This window comes from Phocaeicola vulgatus ATCC 8482 (assembly GCF_000012825.1).
GTDB lineage: Bacteria > Bacteroidota > Bacteroidia > Bacteroidales > Bacteroidaceae > Phocaeicola > Phocaeicola vulgatus.
In genome coordinates, this window is record NC_009614.1 from 2545893 (window position 1) to 2565097 (window position 19205).

Genomic DNA, 19205 nt, shown 5'->3' on the forward strand with positions numbered 1-19205 from the left:
GAATGATGAACTCTAAATTATTTACTCCCGCTTCTATCGGACCGCTGACTTTGCGTAACCGTACGATTCGTTCGGCTGCTTTTGAGAGTATGTGTCCGGGCAATGCTCCGTCCCGGCAATTGAAGGATTATCACTGCTCGGTGGCGGCAGGTGGAGTGGGAATGACTACTATTGCTTATGCAGCAGTTACACAGAGTGGCCTTTCTTTCGACAGGCAATTGTGGATGCGCCCTGAAATTATACCGGGATTAAGGGAAATAACCGATGCGGTTCATAAAGAAGGGGCTGCCGTAAGCATTCAGTTGGGACATTGTGGAAATATGTCGCACAAAAGTATTTGTGGGGTAACACCCATAGGAGCTTCTTCCGGTTTTAATCTTTATTCGCCTACTTTCGTGCGTGGCTTGCGCAAGGAGGAACTGCCGCAGATGGCAAAGGCATACGGTCAGTCGGTCAACTGGGCGCGTGAGGCCGGATTTGACGCGGTGGAGATACATGCGGGGCATGGCTATCTTATCAGTCAGTTTCTTTCACCTTACACCAATCATCGTAAAGACGAGTTCGGCGGCTCGTTGGAGAATCGTATGCGCTTTATGGATATGGTGATGGAGGAAGTGATGCGTGCCGCAGGTAATGACATGGCCGTTCTGGTAAAAACCAATATGCGTGACGGTTTTAAAGGAGGAATGGAAATAGATGAAGCTGTGCAGGTAGCGAAACGGTTGGTACAGGACGGGGCTCATGCGTTGGTGCTGAGTGGAGGTTTTGTAAGCAAAGCGCCTATGTATGTCATGCGGGGAGCGATGCCTATAAAAAGTATGACACATTATATGAACTGTTGGTGGCTGAAATATGGGGTGCGTATGGTAGGCAAATGGATGATTCCGACAGTACCTTTCAAAGAGGCTTATTTTTTGGAAGATGCATTGAGATTCAGAACAGAAATAAAGGAAATTCCGTTAGTATATGTGGGGGGGCTGGTATCTCGTGAAAAGATAGATGAGGTATTGGATGATGGTTTTGAATTTGTACAGATGGGAAGGGCGTTGCTGAATGAACCTGGTTTTGTGAATCGGTTGCGCACTGAAGAAAAGGCGCGTTGCAATTGCGGTCATAGTAATTATTGCATTGCGAGAATGTACACTATTGATATGGCATGCCACAAACATTTGGAAGAGAAATTGCCCCTTTGCTTGGAACGTGAAATAGAAAAATTAGAGAACCAATGAGTAAATTAGCCATAATAACCGGTGCCGATGGAGGAATGGGAACCGAAATAACCCGTGCGGTAGCACAGGCCGGTTATCATGTAATTATGTTGTGCTACACTCTTTTCAAAGGAGAGGAGCGTAAGAACCAGTTGATTTTGGAAACAGGCAATAAAGAGATAGAAGTCAGACAGGTTGACCTTTCTTCTATGGCTTCTGTGACTAATATCGCAGAAGATTTGTTGGGGCGTGGAAAACATATCGACTTACTGATGAACAATGCGGGAACCATGAGTTCCGGAGGTTTGATTACAACGGAGGATGGTTTGGAATATACGGTAGCCGTGAACTATGTGGCCCCTTTTTTACTGACCTTGAAATTATTACCTCTGATGGGGCAGGGAACCCGGATTGTGAACATGGTTTCTTGTACGTATTCCATAGGGAAGATTACTCCTGAATTTTTTGTTCGTGGAAAGAGAGGAAGTTTTTGGCGTATCCCTGTTTACAGCAATACAAAGTTGGCTTTGTGGCTTTTTACCCGTGAACTTTCTGAAAGGCTGAAAGCAGAGGGAATCACCGTCAATGCTGCCGATCCCGGTATTGTTTCTACCAATATCATCCGTATGGATATGTGGTTTGATCCGTTGACCGACATACTGTTCCGTCCTTGTATCCGTACTCCGAAGCAAGGAGCTGCGACAGCTGTCAGTTTGCTTTTGGATGAGCGATGGAAAGAAGTTACAGGACAGATGTTTGCTTCTTGCAAGCCTAAAAAAGTAAAGGATAAGTTTATGAATCATCCGCAGGCAAGACAGCTTTGGGCGGATACGAAAGCATATTTGGAGAAACTGAAATTGGAGGAGCCAATTGGCTGAGAATTCCTTTAAATACATAAAAGCCGTATCGTTACTCAAAAGTAGAGTGGATACGGCTTTTATGGTCGGTGAAGAGTGTCTGGTTTCGGATTGCAGTGTAGTTGAGGTTATTCTTTCTTGGCTGCTTGTTCTGCCAGCATCTGTTCACGGCTTTTACTTTGGGTTACAATATAAACTCCCGTGAATACCAGTGCCACAGCTATTCCTTTGGCAACACCGAAGGTTCCCATTCCTAACAAGATAGAGACACTGGTTCCTACAATAGGCTGCACATAGTTGTACATACTGATGACAGTAGGGCGCAATGTTTTCTGTCCGATCATCATCAGAATATAGGCAAGGAATGTTCCACCTACAATGACATAGGCTACACAGGTCCATGTGGAAGTGGAAATTTCGTGAAAATGTATGGTCGAGACCTCATGATAGGAAAATGGAATAAAGCAGATGGCTGCATAGGTGAACATCCATTTCATTAAAGTAAATATGTTGTATCTGCTGATCAGTCCTTTGAAAATAGCCAGATAGAATGAGAAACTGATTTGTGCCAACAGGCAAAGCAAATCTCCCGGAATACTTCCGCCTTTTCCATCTGTTGAGCCTTGGCTGCTCAGTATGAGTGTTAAAGCTCCGATGGAACCTAGAAAAATGCCAATCACTTTTTTCCCTGTAACCGGTTCTTTCAGATAAATGGCAGCGACAATCATAGTGGCGATAGGGGCTGTGGTTGTTACAATGGAAGCATCGATGGGGGAAGTCAGTGATAGTCCGAAAGTAAAACATCCCTGATTCAGGACGATACCCAACAATCCTGCAAAGAACAACATCATCAAGTCGTGCGGCTTTACTTGTTCTTTAGGAGCGAAAATAGAAGCTATCCAAAAACAGATAGCACCTCCTGTCATTCGAAATGTAGCGAGGGAAAGGCCTGAAATACCGTTTTCTAACGCCGTTTTACCAATTGGGGACATTAATCCCCACATTATGGCAGCGCCTAGCAATGCCAAATGTCCTTTGTACTTTTGAATAGCCATTCTTTTTACCTTAAATAACAGTGCAAATGTAGGAGGTTTTTTTTATATTTTCTATCTTTGCTTACAAGTAAATCTATCAAAAATGAAAAAGCAAGCTGATTATATAAAACGTATCGAGATAAAGCGGCTTTGGGGCCGTAAAGATATCTCATGGGAACTGCGTCCGGATGTCAATATTCTGAGCGGAGTGAATGGTATCGGCAAGAGCACTATCCTGAACAGATCTGTGAATAGCCTGACGGCTTTGGAAGGTGGAGCGTTGAGTAACGGTTCGGCTCCCGGTGTACATTTTGTCTTCTCTCCGGAAGATGCTACCCAGATACACTTTGATGTAATCCGTAGTTTTGACCGTCCGTTGATTCATTCGGAACTTCTCGAAAAGATGGCGGATAAGAATGTTAAGACAGAATTGGATTGGCAACTTTATCAGTTGCAACGGCGTTATCTGGATTATCAGGTAAATATCGGTAACCGCATCATCGAGTGCCTTACCTCCGGTGGCCCTGACGGTCAGCTTCGTGCCGCCGAGATGTCTTACCCCAAGACAAAATTCCAGAATCTGATGGATGACTTGTTTGGTGAGACCGGTAAGAAAATCATTCGTAAAAGCAATGAGATTTTGTTTGAACAGGATGGAGATATACTTTATCCTTATCAACTGTCTTCCGGCGAGAAGCAGATTTTGGTTATTTTGCTGACGGTTCTGGTGCAAGACAATCGCCGCGGGGTTTTGTTTATGGATGAGCCTGAAGTATCCTTGCATGTGGAATGGCAACAACGCCTTATTTCATTGATACGGCAATTGAATCCTAATGTACAGATTGTATTGACAACTCATTCGCCTGCTGTGATTATGGATGGCTGGCTGGATGCAGTGACCGAGGTGAGTGATATTACAAAATAAACAATTTCTAACGACGATACTATGGGAAAAAGATTGTCCGAGAATCTGTCCTCCTTATATATTGGTGCGGCCAACAAATTGAAGCCTAAATGTTCGCGACGCAAGATTATTGCATACGTTGAGAGTTATGATGATATTTCATTCTGGCGTACCTTGTTAGGTGAATACGAAAATGAAACTCGTTATTTCGAAGTGATGCTTCCTTCGAAAACCACTTTGGCTAAAGGTAAGAAGTCTGTGCTGATGAATGAACTGGGACCTCGGTTGGGACAAAATATGATAGCTTGTGTAGATAGTGATTATGATTATCTGTTGCAGGGGGCTACCCATACCTCACGTTATATAATAAATAACAAATATGTTTTTCATACCTATGCATATGCTATAGAAAACTATCAGTGTTATGCTGAAGCATTGCATGAGGTTTGTGTCATGGCAACGTTGAATGATCATCCATTGGTGGATTTTGTCGCTTTTATGCGTATGTATTCTCAAATAGCTTATCCGTTGTTCATCTGGTCGGTGTGGTTTTATAGAAAACATAATCTTTCCGAATTCTCTTTGCTTGATTTCTGTTCGTATGTAAAATTAGATAGGGTCAGTGTCTATCATCTTGAACGGAGTTTAGAGAGTATGAGCCGCAGGGTGAGGCGTAAATTATTGGAGCTGGAACGCCGCCATCCGAAAGCCTTGGAGGAAATAGAGGCGATGAAGGGGGAATTTGCCAAATTGGGAGTGAATGAGGACAATACCTATATGTTTATTCAAGGACATCACATTATGGATAGTGTAGTGATGAGATTGTTAGTACCTGTCTGCAATGTGTTACGCCGTGAACGTGAAACGGAGATTAAAGAACTGGCAGAGCATAATATGCAGTTTCATAATGAACTGACCAGCTATCAGCGCCGGCAGTTGGGAGTAGACATTGTACTCCGCAAACATACCAGCTATAAGTTATCACCTCTTTATAAAAAATTGGAAGCAGATATAGAACGTTTCTTGAAACATATCTGAATCGGTTATTTCTTATGGGAGGCAAGTGCTTTGGCTATGAAATGATCTAGTGAGAATTTACCCGGTCCTGCTATATACAATAATATGAATACTACCAGATAAATAAAGGCTAATTCTTTAACGGCGAAAGGATCAGAACCATGAACAACAAAGAATGCGATACACATGGTGAAGATCATCGGAAGCATTGCCAAGCGATAAAGGAATCCGAAAATGAAAGCCATCGAACAAACCATTTCACCAAAAATAGCCAGTACCAGTGAAAGTTGGCTGCCTATTCCTAAAGGATCGGGAAAACTGCCGGACATGACATCGTAGTTGGCCCATTTCTGTACACCGTGCGACATGAGTAAAATACCAAACAGGATTCGTAAAGCTAATATCAGAAGTGACATAGCAGTGCCATCGGGCTTGGATGGAAATAAGAATTTATAAATGACTGACATAATACGTTTTTATTTTTTTGTTTATACTATATTTATATAAACGTAACAAAAGGGTGAAATGTTCAAATCATTCACTGTTTGTTTCTTTGGAGATGGTTGATTCGCTCATATTAATTTTTTATTGTAGAAAAACTCTTGAAACGAATGTCAGGACTTCGTGCAAAAGGAATAAAAAAAGAACAATTATAATAAATATTAGTTCTATATGGTATAATGTTTGTCGTACCTTAGGTAACGATAAAAGCTAACATACGAATATATGAAAACAATTAAATGTATTGGAGTGCTGACATCCGGAGGGGATGCTTCTGGCATGAATGCCGCTATCCGTGCGGTAACCCGGAGTGCAATTTGTAACGGATTTAAAGTGAAGGGTATTTATAGAGGATATGAAGGGCTGATTAATGGAGAAGTGAAGGAACTGACCACCCAGGATGTGAGCAGTGTTATTCAACGTGGAGGAACGATGTTGAAGACAGCCCGTTCTGCTGAATTCCAAACAGTAGAAGGACGCAAGAAAGCATACGATACTATGCAGCGAGAAGGAATTGATGCTTTGGTGATTATAGGTGGAAATGGTTCTATTACAGGAGCCCGGATTTTTGCGGAAGAATATGATGTGCCTTGTATCGGGTTACCTGGTACAATAGATAATGATCTTTATGGTACTGACTTTACCATAGGTTACGATACGGCTTTAAATACGATTGTGGAATGTGTGGATAAAATCCGTGATACGGCAACCTCTCACGACCGTATATTCTTTGTGGAAGTGATGGGACGTGATGCCGGTTTTCTGGCTCAAAACAGTGCCATTGCTTCTGGTGCTGAGGCAGCGATTATTCCTGAAGATCGTACGGATGTGGATCAATTGGAGAAATTTATCGGGCGCGGTTTTCGTAAGACAAAGAATAGCAGTATTGTTATTGTTTCCGAGAGTCCGAAAGACGGAGGTGCCATGCATTATGCAGAGCGTGTCAAGAAAGAATATCCTCAATATGATGTGCGTGTTACCATTTTAGGGCATTTGCAACGTGGAGGTTCGCCTAGTGCTTATGACCGTATTCTTGCCAGCCGTCTGGGGGCGGGAGCTATTGATGCCATATTGGAAGGGCAGCGCAACGTGATGATTGGCATTCATAACGATGAGGTGGTATATGTACCTTTTTCTGAGGCAATTAAAAAAGACAAGCCCCTTGATAAATCGCTTATCAAGGTGCTTGATGAATTATCTATTTAATGAAAATAATCATGAAAGGAGAAGCGGAAGTAATTCTTCTGCTTTTTCTATGATATGTGCCGGATGTAAGGCTTCCAATTCTGTGCGCGGCCGGAATCCCCATGCCACACCTATAGCTGTTACTCCGGCATGATGCGCTGTTTGCATATCTACATTAGAATCACCTACATAAAGTATATCTTCCTGTTTGACTCCTGCTTTTGTCATGATTTCGTTTATGATGGATGGATCGGGTTTTGCGGGGATACCTTCGCGTTGTCCCAGTACTTCCACAAAGTTTATTTCTGGAAAATAGTGTGCTATTAACTTTCGGGTAGCTGCTTGGTATTTATTGGAGGCGACCGCTATCATGATCCCTTGCTGTTGCAGTGTTTTTAATAATTCGGAGATACCGGGATAAGGGCGGCTTAAATCGGCATTGTGCTCATCATAATAAGGGATGAATTGTGAACGTATCTTTAATACATTCTCTTCCGTACGTTCCCCTTCAGGCAGAGCACGCTCAAATAATTTATTGATTCCGTTTCCTACAAAAAAGCGGTATGCTTCCGTTTCATGTGTAGGATAGCCATAATATTGTAAGGCTTGGTTGGTGGCGGCAGCCAGGTCGGCAATGGTGTTCAGTAATGTGCCGTCCAGGTCGAATATTACAAGTTTCTTCATATTTGTACTTCTTTTATCGGTGCAAAGTTACTATTTTTGTATGCAAACTAATAATAATGCTTATGAACTTTCTAGAATTAGTGAAGGCGCGCTATTCTGCACGCAAATATGCCAATCGTCCTGTTGAGGCTGAAAAGTTGGATTATATCATGGAATGTGTACGTTTTGCACCATCTGCAGTTAATTTTCAACCATGGCGTTTCCGTATTGTTACAGATGAGGCCGTACTGAAAGCGTTGTATTCATGTTATAAACGGGAATGGCTTGCTACGGCTCCTTGTATCATAGTGGCTTGTGTGGATCATAATGAGTCTTGGCATCGCCGTGCCGATAATAAGGATCATGCTGATATTGATATTGCTATTGCAGTAGAACATCTTTGTCTGGCTGCTGCCGAACAAGGACTGGGTACTTGTTGGGTTTGTAATTTTGATGCTCCGCAATGCAGTGAGGTTTTGGGACTGCCGGAAAATTTGGAACCGGCCGTTTTGATTCCGGTCGGTTATGCGGAGGATGAACCTACAGAAAAGAAGCGGAAACCATTAAATGAAATCCTTCTTTAAAAAATCACAAAACCACCTTTCGGAGTGTCATCGGGCAGGTAGATTCAATTTCCTTTTACAGTGGATGAAGGTACTGTTAATTTCTTGACCTGATGACTGTTCCGGATTTTAAGCACATTTCTTTAGACTCTTCTTATTTTCTGATAATTTTGCATATTTTGTATTCCATTTATGATAGAAGTAAAGCCGAAATGGCTAAATTTGAGCACTTTTTAGGCTTTGAATAACCTATGAGTGTAGTAAGTACTATTAATAACACTGAAAATTATGGAGAACATAGGAGTTGGATTGATGTTGATGGTGGTCGGTATGGCGACCGTCTTTGTCATTCTCCTCATCGTTATCTATCTAAGCAAGTACCTTATTACTGTTGTCAACAAAGTGGCCCCCGAAGAGACCCCCAAAAAAGCACCTGCTGTAGCACCTACGGCAGATACTGGTGCTATGGATGCTATTAAGGCGGCAGTTGAGATTTTGACAGCAGGTAAAGGTCAGGTGATAAAGATTGAGAAGTTATAATCCAAAAAAAGAAAAACACATTTATCAAAAATGGAAAGAGAAGTAAAATTTAGTCTGGTCTTCCGCGATATGTGGCAGAGTGCGGGTAAGTACGTGCCTCGTGTAGACCAGTTGGTTAAGGTTGCCCCGGCTATTATTGAAATGGGCTGTTTCGCCCGTGTGGAAACAAATGGTGGTGGTTTTGAACAGGTAAATTTATTGTTTGGTGAAAATCCGAATAGAGCTGTGCGCGAGTGGACGAAACCCTTCCACGAAGCAGGCATCCAGACTCATATGCTGGACCGTGCGCTGAACGGTCTCCGCATGAGTCCCGTCCCGGCAGATGTCCGTAAATTATTCTATAAGGTTAAACATGCGCAAGGAACAGATATTACCCGTACTTTCTGCGGATTGAATGATGTCCGCAATATTATCCCTTCTATCGGCTATGCTCACGAAGCCGGAATGATTTCACAATGTTCGCTCTGTATCACTTTTTCTCCGATACATACTGTGGAATATTATGTGAATATGGCCAGGCAGCTTATAGAAGCCGGAGCCGATGAAATCTGTATTAAAGATATGGCCGGCATCGGACGTCCCGTTTCATTGGGAAAGATTGTTGCCGGAATCAAGAAGATTAAAAATATTCCTATACAGTATCACTCTCATGCGGGGCCCGGATTCAATATGGCTTCTATTTTGGAAGTATGCCAGGCTGGTTGCGACTATATTGATGTAGGTATGGAACCATTGTCATGGGGAACCGGCCATGCTGATTTGATTAGTGTGCAAGCCATGTTGAAAGATGCCGGATTTAAAGTGCCCGAAATTAATATGGAAGCGTATATGAAAGTGCGTTCCATGATTCAGGAGTTTATGGATGATTTCCTTGGTTTATATATCAGTCCCAAAAACCGTCTGATGAATTCTTTACTGATTGCTCCGGGATTGCCGGGCGGCATGATGGGAAGTTTGATGGCCGATCTTGAAACGAATCTGGAATCTATCAACAAGTACAAGGCAAAACGTAACCTGCCGTTTATGACTCAGGATGAATTGTTGATCAAGCTGTTCAATGAAGTTGCTTACGTATGGCCGCGTGTGGGTTATCCTCCTTTGGTTACTCCGTTCAGCCAGTATGTGAAGAACCTTGCCATGATGAATGTAATGGCTATGGAGAAAGGTAAGGAACGTTGGGGAATGATTGCCGATGATATTTGGGATATGATTTTGGGTAAAGCGGGACGTTTACCGGGTAAACTGGCCCCTGAAATTATTGAAAAGGCAGAACGTGAAGGCCGCAAGTTCTTTGATGGCAATCCGCAGGACAATTATCCCGACCAGTTGGAAAAATATCGCAAGATGATGCTTGAAAAACAATGGGATAAAGGACAGGATGACGAAGAACTGTTTGAGTATGCCATGCATCCGGCCCAGTATGAAGCTTATAAGAGCGGGAAGGCAAAAGAAGACTTCTTGGCAGATGTGAAGAAACGTCGTGAGGAGAAAGCGAATGCCACTACTCCTGTCGAAGCTGAAAACAAGACCAAGGTATTGACGGTGGATGTGAACGGGCAACCTTATCGCGTTACAGTGGCATATGGTGCTGTAGATCCTGCTACGCTGACAGCTCCTTCGGGTGCAGTTCCTGCACAAGCTGCTCCTGCTCCAGTAGGGGAAGGGAAAGATGTGCTTTCTCCGTTGGAAGGTAAATTCTTCTTGGTAAAGAATGCCCAGGAAACTCCGAAGAAGGTGGGTGAAAAGGTTAATAAAGGTGATGTGATTTGTTACGTCGAAGCAATGAAGACCTATAATGCGATTCGTGCGGAATATGACGGTACTATAACTGCTATTTGCGCTAATTCGGGTGACACGGTTTCAGAGGATGACGTATTAATGAAAATAGTATAATGGAAGATATATTTGAAAGACTTTATGATATGACTGCTTTCAGCAATATTATTGCTGAACCGCAATTCTTGATAATGTATGCCATTGCGTTCATCTTACTTTACTTGGGGATCAAGAAAAAGTACGAACCGCTGCTGCTGATTCCGATAGCTTTCGGAGTGTTGCTGGCTAACTTTCCCGGTGGTGAGATGGGGGTTGTCCAGGCCGATGAGAACGGCATGGTAATGGTGAATGGAGCACTGAAGAACATCTGGGAAATGCCGTTGCACGAAATTGCGCACGACTTGGGCCTGATGAACTTTATCTACTACATGTTGATTAAGACCGGTTTTCTTCCGCCTATCATTTTTATGGGGGTAGGTGCTTTGACAGACTTTGGTCCGATGTTGCGTAATTTGCGGCTTTCTATTTTCGGAGCTGCTGCACAGTTGGGTATTTTCACAGTATTGTTGGTAGCTATCTTGATGGGGTTCACTCCGAAAGAGGCGGCTTCATTGGGTATTATTGGTGGAGCAGACGGTCCTACCGCTATCTTTACCACTATTAAACTGGCTCCCCATTTGCTAGGGCCGATTGCTATTGCCGCTTATTCGTATATGGCTCTGGTACCCGTTATCATTCCGTTGGTTGTGAAAATCTGGTGTACGAAGAAAGAATTGAGTATCAATATGAAGGAACAGGAAAAGAAATATCCTTCTTCGGTAGAAATCAAGAATCTTCGTGTGCTGAAGATTGTATTTCCGATTGTAGTGACTACGGTGGTCGCTCTGTTTGTGCCAAGTGCAGTGCCTTTGATTGGTATGTTGATGTTTGGTAACTTGATTAAGGAAATAGGTAGTGATACTTCACGTTTGTTTGATGCAGCTTCAAATAGTATCATGAATGCGGCAACTATCTTCTTGGGGTTGTCAGTCGGTGCGACAATGACTACGGAGGCATTTTTGAATTGGACTACTATCGGTATTGTGATAGGTGGTTTCTTGGCGTTTGCCTTGTCTATTTCCGGTGGTATCTTGTTTGTGAAGTTGGTGAATCTTTTCACTAAGAAGAAGATCAATCCACTGATTGGGGCTACAGGTTTGAGTGCTGTGCCCATGGCCAGCCGTGTGGCTAATGAAATTGCTTTGAAGTATGACCCCAAAAATCATGTGCTTCAATATTGTATGGCAAGTAACATTTCAGGAGTTATCGGTTCTGCCGTGGCTGCCGGTGTGCTGATTTCATTCCTACAATAAAAATCATCGTATTTAAATTGTTCGGGCACGAATTATACGGAAATTACAGGTGTTTTAGACAATACTGTAAGATCTGTATAGTTCGTGTCTTTTATTCTCTTTCTGTATCGTTCTCCTGGCTAAAACAATAGAATAGGCCCTCTCCTCACGAAGAAAGCCTATCGTTAGATTAATGTTTAATATAAGAGAGAGTTTTATAGTCCTAACAGTTCATTGAACTTCTCTGCTGTCTTGGGATCTGACGGACGGGTCATATTGGCAGAGATGATTTTGCCATCCCGATCCAGCAGGATAAAACGGGGAATGCCGTTGATGAGGTAAGCATCCATAAAGGTCCTGTCTGTTCCCATGTGTAACTGGATCCCTTTCAGTTGATCCTTTGTTACCATGTTCTCCCATGCCTTTTTGTTCTTGTCGCATGACAGGCTGACAAAATGAATATCCTTTCCTGCATATTTCTCTTCCAATTCCTTTAACGCAGGAAGTTCTCCACGGCAAGGGCCACACCAGGTAGCCCACACGTCAATATAGATATATTTCCCTTTCAAATCTGCCAAAGATACTGTTTTCCCATTTATATCCGGATAGGAGAAGCTAGCTGCTGAGGGATTGCCTGATCTTAATTTTTCCCACTTGGTACAAAGTGCGTTGAATTTTTCTATGGACTTTGCATCCTTCACATGTTTGCGGAATAGGACAATCAGCCCGTCTGCTTCATCCAGCCCGTTATTGTCTACAAAGTTATAAACAAATTGGTCAATCAGAAATTCTGCAACCTTTTCATCTTGTATGGTTGCATCTACGTAGTTTACACTTTGTTCTGTAGAATTGGATGCAACTGTTTTTCCTTTATTACTAAAGGCGCTGATAGCATCGGGAAGAAAAGCCTTATATTCTTTTAGAGCTAATAAACCGGCATTGATCGGAGTAATAGCTTCCAGTTTTTCATAATATGCTTTGGAAGGAATATAGTTGTCATCCTTTCCAAAATGAGGATGATACAAAGCGTATTTGGAGAAATAATAATACGTATAGAATTGCAAACGTATTTTTTCCTGTGCAGTGAAATCGGCTGGAAGTTTTGCGGCTTCCAATACTTGGCAATTGGCTGCGTACAGGCTGTCTCCTTTGTGTATGAGGGCGGCCTCTTGCATTTTCATATCGGGCATACCGAGTGATTGGAGCTCTTTGCTTCCCAGATAGGTGTTGATAGCGGCACCTGCTCCTTCAAAGGTTGTGTTTCTCCACATGTTGTCACTGTCGAATGACAAGGTAAGGTCTTGATTGGGATCCAGATAAAGAGTACGGCGTCCGCGTGTGTATTGCATGGTTACATATTGCGGAGTGAATCCTGTGATTTCTATGTTGCCGTTTCCAGCGGCATCAATCGCCACTTCTTTTTGTTCGCCACTTTGGCTGAAAGTCAATCTCACTTTGACCTTCTCATTGGGATTGGTGACCTTAAAAGTGAGCTTTGCAGCTTCTGTAGCGGTAAAGGTACTCAGCGCAAGGCCAAGTACCATGATGGATTTTAGAGTTCTCATCTTATTTTTTTCTTTTAGGTTTCATTTTCAATGCATCGGGACGCATGTTATAGACTTTTTTTCCGTATGCGGGTTCTGTGCTGAGGCAGGCAGGGATGGGGGCTTTGCCGTTCAGTTTGCGAAGCACCATTTCCAAGGCGGCTGCATATTCCTGATGGATGAAAGCATCATCTCTGTCTGTTTGGTTATAAGCAATGTATTGCAGATAGCCTACACATTTGTTGAACCAGAATTCGGGAAGTTCCTCTGCTTTGTATCCCAAACGGGCGATAAATTTCAGTCTACTGATTAACTCTTGCTGATTGACTGTGGTGTCTGCAATCATCGCATCAATCTGGGTAGCTGCCGCTTCATACTTTTGTTCCCGGATATCATTATTGATACGGATCATTTTCAGATTGAAATCTTTTCCTTCATAGTTGCATAAGGCTTCAATTTCCGCCAATTCGCCGTATGAAGTTTCTTTTGCCAATTTAGCATCAACAGCTTTTTTGCCGAAACGCTGGCAGAAATCTGCATAATTGTCTGATACTTGCTTCAGGTACGGGTTCATGCCATTGATAGTGTTTACATATACTTCCCATACATCCGGATCAGTCAGTTTGGCACCTCCTTTTATTAATTCATCAAAAGCGGCTTGTACGTTATTGCGTGCATAGACTGAATAGTGATAATTGATGTAATCAATCAGGAATGCACGTTCTCTGTTCCCCTTGGTATATTGCTCTTGCAGGTAAAAAGAGCGTTTGGTAGGAATGTTTGCATCTTTTCCTGTCTGAATAAACTGTTCGGGAGTCTGACGGCTGCTGCTGCGATGAACAATTTCTTCGGTAGCAGGATCGACGAAGGCATAAGTAGGGTAGCTGCGTACACCGTATTTCTTGGCTAATGTAATTCCTTCACCTTCTTCAGCATCAATTTTGAGGTTGATGAAAGTTTGGTTATAGTAGTAACCCACTGTAGGCAATGAGAATACAGTTTGTGCCATATTCATGCAAGGTCCACACCATTGGGTATAGAAATCAATGAATATCAATTTGTTTTCTGCTTTGGCTTTAGCTACGGCTTCTGCCCAAGTAGTGCCGTGCAGGAAATTGATTCCTGCATTCTGGGCATTTAAGTGAATCGCATAGATACATGCGAAAATGAGTAAGATATATTTTTTCATGTCTTTGAATTTAATATGTTAATAACCAGGGTTTTGTTTACATTCCAGATTAGAACTGATTTCTGATGACGGAATGGCATCGATACGGCGGTCTATGATGCGTTGGTAATAATTGTCTCCTTGTGCTTCCGATTTTTCATATTCTTTTTCCAAAGCTTCTCTTAACGTCTTGTTCAAAGCAAGCAGACGGGTGAAATCGGGTTTCTCTGTGTATCCTGCAAAACGGATCATGGCAAACCATTCATGCCAGTTCTCGAAAGACAATTCCAGCATCCATTCGTTGAATATGGCGGTTTCCAGTTCTTCGTTATTGGCTGGAAGAATTATTTCGGCTCCTGCTCTTTCGCGTAGTTTACGGATCGGTGCGTAGGCTTCGGATATAGAGGCTCCTGAACGATACAAGGCTTCGGCTTTAATCAGGTAGAGTTCGGAAACACGACTGAAGATGACAGGCATGTCATTGGCATCATTCAGCAGCTTCTTTACCGATTTCAGGTTGTAGGCTACCGCAGAACTGCGGCTGTCCATCAGGCTGTCTACTTTAGAGAAGATGGCATCGGCGCGAGGATCATCCCCCACCAGTTCCACATACTCATTGGTGGGCCCCCAGTAACCTTGTTTTTTCGTGGGGCTGTTACCGTAACATTGCTGACGGGTTGAAGTGTTGGTGGCATCTTTTTGGTCGAATACACGAGCGAATAGAATCTCTTTGGTTGTTGAAAACTTATCAAAAACGTCACCATAGTTTGCTTCCGGCAATGGAGAATTTGTATCAATTGCATCATTAACTGCTGCTACCGCTTCTGTGTATTTTCCTGCATACAGCAATACTCTTGCCTTTAATGCCTTGGCTGCTTCTTTAGAAGCTTGTGAAAGCTTTTTCCAATCAGGAGCTTTTTCAATAGCTATTTCCAGTTGATCCAGAATATATTGATAAGAATCGGCTACGGAGCTACGCGCCTTTAAAGCATTGGATACGGATGGAGCTTCATTACGCATGACAACTCCGTATTCACTATTCATATCCCAAAATTCGCAGTAACGAACCAGGATATTGAAGTAGGCCAAAGCGCGTAAATAGGCTATTTCACCTAACACTTCGGCTCTACGGTTTCCGGAGAACTCTCCGTCACTCATGCGGTTACAGGCTGTTTCCAGGAAGTTGGCGTTTTTGATTACAGCGTAATCTGCATCCCATTCCGTTGCATCACTGAATGATAGGGTAGGCAACATTCGTTCGGAGTAGTAAACGGCATTACCGGCGCTGACAATTTCTTGACGCCACATGGTCCCGGCTTTGAAGGAACCACTTACTGTAGGAAATATGACATTGAATCCATTTCCAGGCAAGGAGTAATAGATTCCGTTTAAGGCTAACTCTACAGCAGCGGGTGTTGTGATGGCACCGTCTAAATCTGCTTCGAATTCGGGCTTTTGGTCCAAGACATCTACCAACTGGCACGAGGAAACGCCCATTGTAAGTAAAGCTAAGAATATATATTTTTTCATTCGATTATACATTTAAATGATTATAAGTTAATTTTTAAACCAGCCGAGAAAGAGCGGAAACCCGGATAAGTGGAGGTTTCATAGTTACCGCCATAGTTGCTGTTACTGTTTACGGTAGCAGGGTCTGTTCCCGGATAAGAGGTGAGCGTGAACAAATTGGTAGCCGAGACAAATAGTTGTCCTTTTATCACTTTGTTTAAAGGTAAATTATAAGTCAGACGCACTTCCTGCAAACGGAAGAAGGAGGCATTAAACAATTCATGATCGGTTAGTCTAGGTACACCGTCACCTATATACAAGGCCGGGTATTTGGCATTTTTGTTGGTGTCAGACCATCTGTCATTCAATCCATAGTCAATCAAACCGGTTAATTGTCCGGGTAGATTCTGCAATGTTTTGTTATAAATCTTCAAACCACCGATCTGATATCCGAAGTTGGCGAACAGGCTGAATTGTTTATAAGATAAATTGGCAGTCAGACCGCCGAACAGATCCGGATCAGGATTACCGATAATAACACGGTCATTGTAGTTGATGATTCCATCTCCATTTAAATCCTTAATTTCCAAATGTCCCGGTTTTAATGAGTTACCATCGTAATAACTTTGTCCCTTTGATTTAGCATAGGCATTCAATTCATCTATTCTGGCTTGATCTTGTATGATCCCGGCATATTCATAACCATGGAAAGCTCCCATTGGATAGCCTACAGCCAATACTTGGTCGGCATAGCTGCCTTGAACTACTACATCCATAGCTGATTGTGCTCTACCTTCTTCAACCAGTTTGGTGACTTTATTCTTGTTATGTGACATATTCAAGGTCAGGTCCAAGTTCCAGTCTTTAGTAGATAATACACGGCCTACCAGGTTTATTTCAATACCGCGGTTGGTCAATGCTCCGATATTACGGTTCATCTGCATAGAGCCACCGGTTGCACTGGGCGGGAAATCAAATGACCAGATCAAGTCTTTGGTATCTTTGATATAGCCGGAGATAGAACCGGTCAGTCGGTAATCGAACAATGCGAAATCAAGACCTAAATCATATTGGGTCGATTTTTCCCAACGGATGTCGCGGTTACCCACTTGTTTATGTATAATGGCTGACAGATTATTATAACTGGTTGCTTCGTATAAATCACGATTAGAGAAGCTGGTTAAGTTTTGGGTACCGGTAGTACCTACGCTGGCACGTAATTTCAAATCATTAATGAATGTCAGGTTTTTCATGAATTTTTCCTGAGAGATACGCCATGCAATGGCTCCTGAAGGGAAGAAACCATAACGGTTGTTCGAACCAAACATGGATGAACCATCATAACGTCCTGTAAAAGTGAACAGGTAGCGCTCCATTAATTTATAATTGATACGGGCAAATGAAGAGAACAGACCACTTGCATTATATCCGTTACTCCAAGATGAGATGCTTGCGGCACTTCCTAAATTGGTGTAAATATCATTATCCGGATAAGTCTGGCCATTCATTCTTGTACTACGGCTTATACCACGTTCAAAGGAGATACCGGCTACGGCATCCAAAACATGATTCTTGTTGAACTCATAGTTATAATTCAATGTATTGTCGAATACGGTTTTTGAATATTTATAATGATATTCTGACCCACTGGCTTCATTTCTAGTACTTAGAAAACTTGGACTGAATGAATTGTTTTCAGTAAATTGTAAATTACCCGATAAACTGGAACGGAACCGGAATCCTTTCCAAATATCAACTTCTCCGTATACGGTTCCCATGATGCGGTAAATATTATCATGGTTTTTCTTATAGGTGTTGGCCACCGGGTTGGCTTGACCTGTGGACATATCAAATTCCCCGTTATCATTATATATAGGCATATCAGGACGATAACCTTGTGCGCTGAACAGTGAAGTTCCTGCATTATCCTGATCTGTATAACTCATATTAGCATTGATACCAAAACGGAGGATAGGCAATACATTCATTTCTGTAGACACGCGTGCATTATATCGGCTTAAGTCACCTCCTTTAACCATACCTTGCTGATCGAATATGGATAATGAAATAAGATATTTGGAAACTTTGCTACCTCCACTTACTGTCAAGTCGGCATTGTGGCGGATAGCTGTTTGTTTCACTTCGTCAAACCAATTGGTGTTGGCACTGCCTAATGCGGTGGAATTAGGCTCAAGAATTTCTAGTGCATATTGGTTGGACGGATCATACACCAAGGTTTCTTTAGCAAAGCGGCGTACCGTTTCGCGCCATTCATCACCATACAGGATACGGAAGTTCTTAATTTGAACATCAGTGGTTACATTATAGTTGAAGTTGACGGTAGGTTTGGAACCCTCCACCCCTTTCTTGGTGGTAACGATAACCACACCGTTTGCAGCACGAGAACCATAGATAGCAGCTGCAGAAGCATCTTTCAATACGTCCATAGATTGGATATCATTCGGAGAAATGGCATCCAGCATGCTGGGATCTTCTACAGGAACTCCATCGATAACATACAAGGGTTCATTAGAACCGGTTAATGACGTAGCACCACGCACACGTACACGGACTGTCTCACCCGGAACACCGGTATTCTGTGACACCTGTACACCTGCTGCCAGGTTTTGAAGCATAGAAGTTACATTAGGAGTATTCAATTGGCTCAACTGCTTTAGGCCTACTGAAGCTACAGAGCCGGTCAAATCCTTTACAGAAGAAGTACCATAACCTACTACGACTACTTCGTCCAGATTGGTCACCTCGCTTTCCATTTTTACATTGAAAACGTGTCTGTTGCCAATTTTTTCCTTAACTGTCTGCATACCGATAAAGCTGATCATCAGTTCGTCGTTTTTAGTGTTTTCAGGATAAGACAGCATGAATTGTCCATCCATATTGGCTACTGTACCGAACGTGGTGCCTTGGATAACAATAGAGGCTCCGATGACCGGTTCGCCCATATCATCTTTGATCACTCCGGTAATTGTTCTGCGCTTGGCATTTCTGTCAATCGGTAATATGAGTACATAATTGTTCTCTACTAATTCATAGCGCATACCTGCCTGGCTACAAATCACGGAAAGTGCTTGTTCCAGAGGTTCTTTGTTTAATGTAAGTTTCAAAGGTACATTGTTCAATGTTGCATCTTCGTACATGATATGAATGCCTGTTTGCTTTTTAACCATGTTAAGAGCCTCTTTTACACTGATGTTTTCACTTTTGATAGTGACAGTCTTGTCGGCTAGTACGTTTGCAAACATTGCGTTGAATGTGCAGAATATGCACATTAACATTACTAATAGCCTCATTTTTGGAGGTTTAGCTACTAAACGATTCCAAAGTTCGTCTTTTTTCATAAAACTCAAATAACTCATTTAATTTAGAATATTCCTGTTATACAGG

At 42.5% G+C, this 19205-nt stretch carries 16 protein-coding genes; 9 read left to right on the top strand and 7 right to left on the bottom strand.

The window, feature by feature from the left end; all coding sequences use genetic code 11:
* The first annotated feature begins 2 nt into the window (after nucleotides 1-2).
* Both BVU_RS09960 and BVU_RS09965 read left to right on the top strand, forming a co-directional pair.
* Nucleotides 3-1229 (top strand): NADH:flavin oxidoreductase, encoded by a 1227-nt coding sequence (locus BVU_RS09960; RefSeq protein ID WP_008667759.1) that lies wholly within the window; start codon nucleotides 3-5, stop codon nucleotides 1227-1229.
* On the top strand, nucleotides 1226-2086 hold the full coding sequence (locus tag BVU_RS09965; RefSeq protein WP_005845883.1) for an SDR family NAD(P)-dependent oxidoreductase: 861 nt from the start codon (nucleotides 1226-1228) through the stop codon (nucleotides 2084-2086). Before BVU_RS09960 ends, BVU_RS09965 begins: the two co-directional genes overlap by 4 nt.
* 107 nt (nucleotides 2087-2193) lie before the next feature.
* On the opposite strand, the gene BVU_RS09970 is transcribed toward BVU_RS09965, so the two are convergent.
* Complete coding sequence (locus BVU_RS09970) at nucleotides 2194-3120, bottom strand: DMT family transporter (protein WP_011965397.1); 927 nt, start codon at nucleotides 3118-3120, stop codon at nucleotides 2194-2196.
* A gap of 82 nt (nucleotides 3121-3202) precedes the next feature.
* On the opposite strand from BVU_RS09970, the gene BVU_RS09975 reads away from it, so the two are divergent.
* Nucleotides 3203-4024: an AAA family ATPase gene (locus tag BVU_RS09975; protein ID WP_005845885.1), complete on the top strand. Its 822-nt coding sequence runs from the start codon at nucleotides 3203-3205 to the stop codon at nucleotides 4022-4024.
* A 21-nt stretch (nucleotides 4025-4045) separates the two neighbouring features.
* Nucleotides 4046-5041: a DUF4435 domain-containing protein gene (locus BVU_RS09980; RefSeq protein WP_005848961.1), complete on the top strand. Its 996-nt coding sequence runs from the start codon at nucleotides 4046-4048 to the stop codon at nucleotides 5039-5041.
* Between the two features lie 5 nt (nucleotides 5042-5046).
* On the opposite strand, the gene BVU_RS09985 is transcribed toward BVU_RS09980, so the two are convergent.
* Entirely contained in the window at nucleotides 5047-5487 is a 441-nt protein-coding gene (locus BVU_RS09985; protein WP_007836156.1) for a DoxX family protein, read from the bottom strand.
* A 259-nt stretch (nucleotides 5488-5746) separates the two neighbouring features.
* Here BVU_RS09985 and pfkA point away from each other — a divergent pair, with 259 nt between their 5' ends.
* Complete coding sequence (gene pfkA / locus BVU_RS09990) at nucleotides 5747-6727, top strand: 6-phosphofructokinase (protein WP_005845888.1); 981 nt, start codon at nucleotides 5747-5749, stop codon at nucleotides 6725-6727.
* Nucleotides 6728-6736: 9 nt separating this feature from the next.
* On the opposite strand, the gene BVU_RS09995 is transcribed toward pfkA, so the two are convergent.
* A complete protein-coding gene (locus tag BVU_RS09995; RefSeq protein ID WP_005845889.1) occupies nucleotides 6737-7390 on the bottom strand; it encodes an HAD family hydrolase in 654 nt (217 codons plus the stop codon).
* Nucleotides 7391-7452: 62 nt separating this feature from the next.
* Here BVU_RS09995 and BVU_RS10000 point away from each other — a divergent pair, with 62 nt between their 5' ends.
* The 4 genes from BVU_RS10000 to BVU_RS10015 all read left to right on the top strand — a co-directional run bounded on the left by BVU_RS10000 (nucleotide 7453) and on the right by BVU_RS10015 (nucleotide 11600).
* Nucleotides 7453-7953, top strand: a complete 501-nt coding sequence (locus BVU_RS10000; protein WP_005845890.1) for a nitroreductase family protein — start codon at nucleotides 7453-7455, stop codon at nucleotides 7951-7953.
* 267 nt (nucleotides 7954-8220) lie between these two features.
* Nucleotides 8221-8472 (top strand): OadG family protein, encoded by a 252-nt coding sequence (locus BVU_RS10005; protein ID WP_005845891.1) that lies wholly within the window; start codon nucleotides 8221-8223, stop codon nucleotides 8470-8472.
* Between the two features lie 30 nt (nucleotides 8473-8502).
* On the top strand, nucleotides 8503-10365 hold the full coding sequence (locus BVU_RS10010; protein ID WP_011965398.1) for a biotin/lipoyl-containing protein: 1863 nt from the start codon (nucleotides 8503-8505) through the stop codon (nucleotides 10363-10365).
* Entirely contained in the window at nucleotides 10365-11600 is a 1236-nt protein-coding gene (locus tag BVU_RS10015) for a sodium ion-translocating decarboxylase subunit beta (protein WP_005845893.1), read from the top strand. Before BVU_RS10010 ends, BVU_RS10015 begins: the two co-directional genes overlap by 1 nt.
* Before the next feature lie 194 nt (nucleotides 11601-11794).
* Here BVU_RS10015 and BVU_RS10020 read toward each other — a convergent pair whose 3' ends face one another.
* Genes BVU_RS10020 through BVU_RS10035 form a run of 4 tightly spaced genes read right to left on the bottom strand, consistent with a single transcriptional unit; the run spans nucleotide 11795 to nucleotide 19159 of the window.
* On the bottom strand, nucleotides 11795-13144 hold the full coding sequence (locus BVU_RS10020; RefSeq protein ID WP_011965399.1) for a TlpA family protein disulfide reductase: 1350 nt from the start codon (nucleotides 13142-13144) through the stop codon (nucleotides 11795-11797).
* Nucleotide 13145: 1 nt separating this feature from the next.
* Nucleotides 13146-14312: a thioredoxin family protein gene (locus tag BVU_RS10025; RefSeq protein ID WP_005845895.1), complete on the bottom strand. Its 1167-nt coding sequence runs from the start codon at nucleotides 14310-14312 to the stop codon at nucleotides 13146-13148.
* Nucleotides 14313-14330: 18 nt separating this feature from the next.
* Complete coding sequence (locus tag BVU_RS10030; RefSeq protein ID WP_005845896.1) at nucleotides 14331-15821, bottom strand: RagB/SusD family nutrient uptake outer membrane protein; 1491 nt, start codon at nucleotides 15819-15821, stop codon at nucleotides 14331-14333.
* Nucleotides 15822-15841: 20 nt separating this feature from the next.
* The gene (locus tag BVU_RS10035) at nucleotides 15842-19159 is read right to left on the bottom strand and encodes a SusC/RagA family TonB-linked outer membrane protein (RefSeq protein WP_011965400.1); all 3318 of its coding nucleotides are present in this window, start codon (nucleotides 19157-19159) and stop codon (nucleotides 15842-15844) included.
* Between the last annotated feature and the right edge of the window lie 46 nt (nucleotides 19160-19205).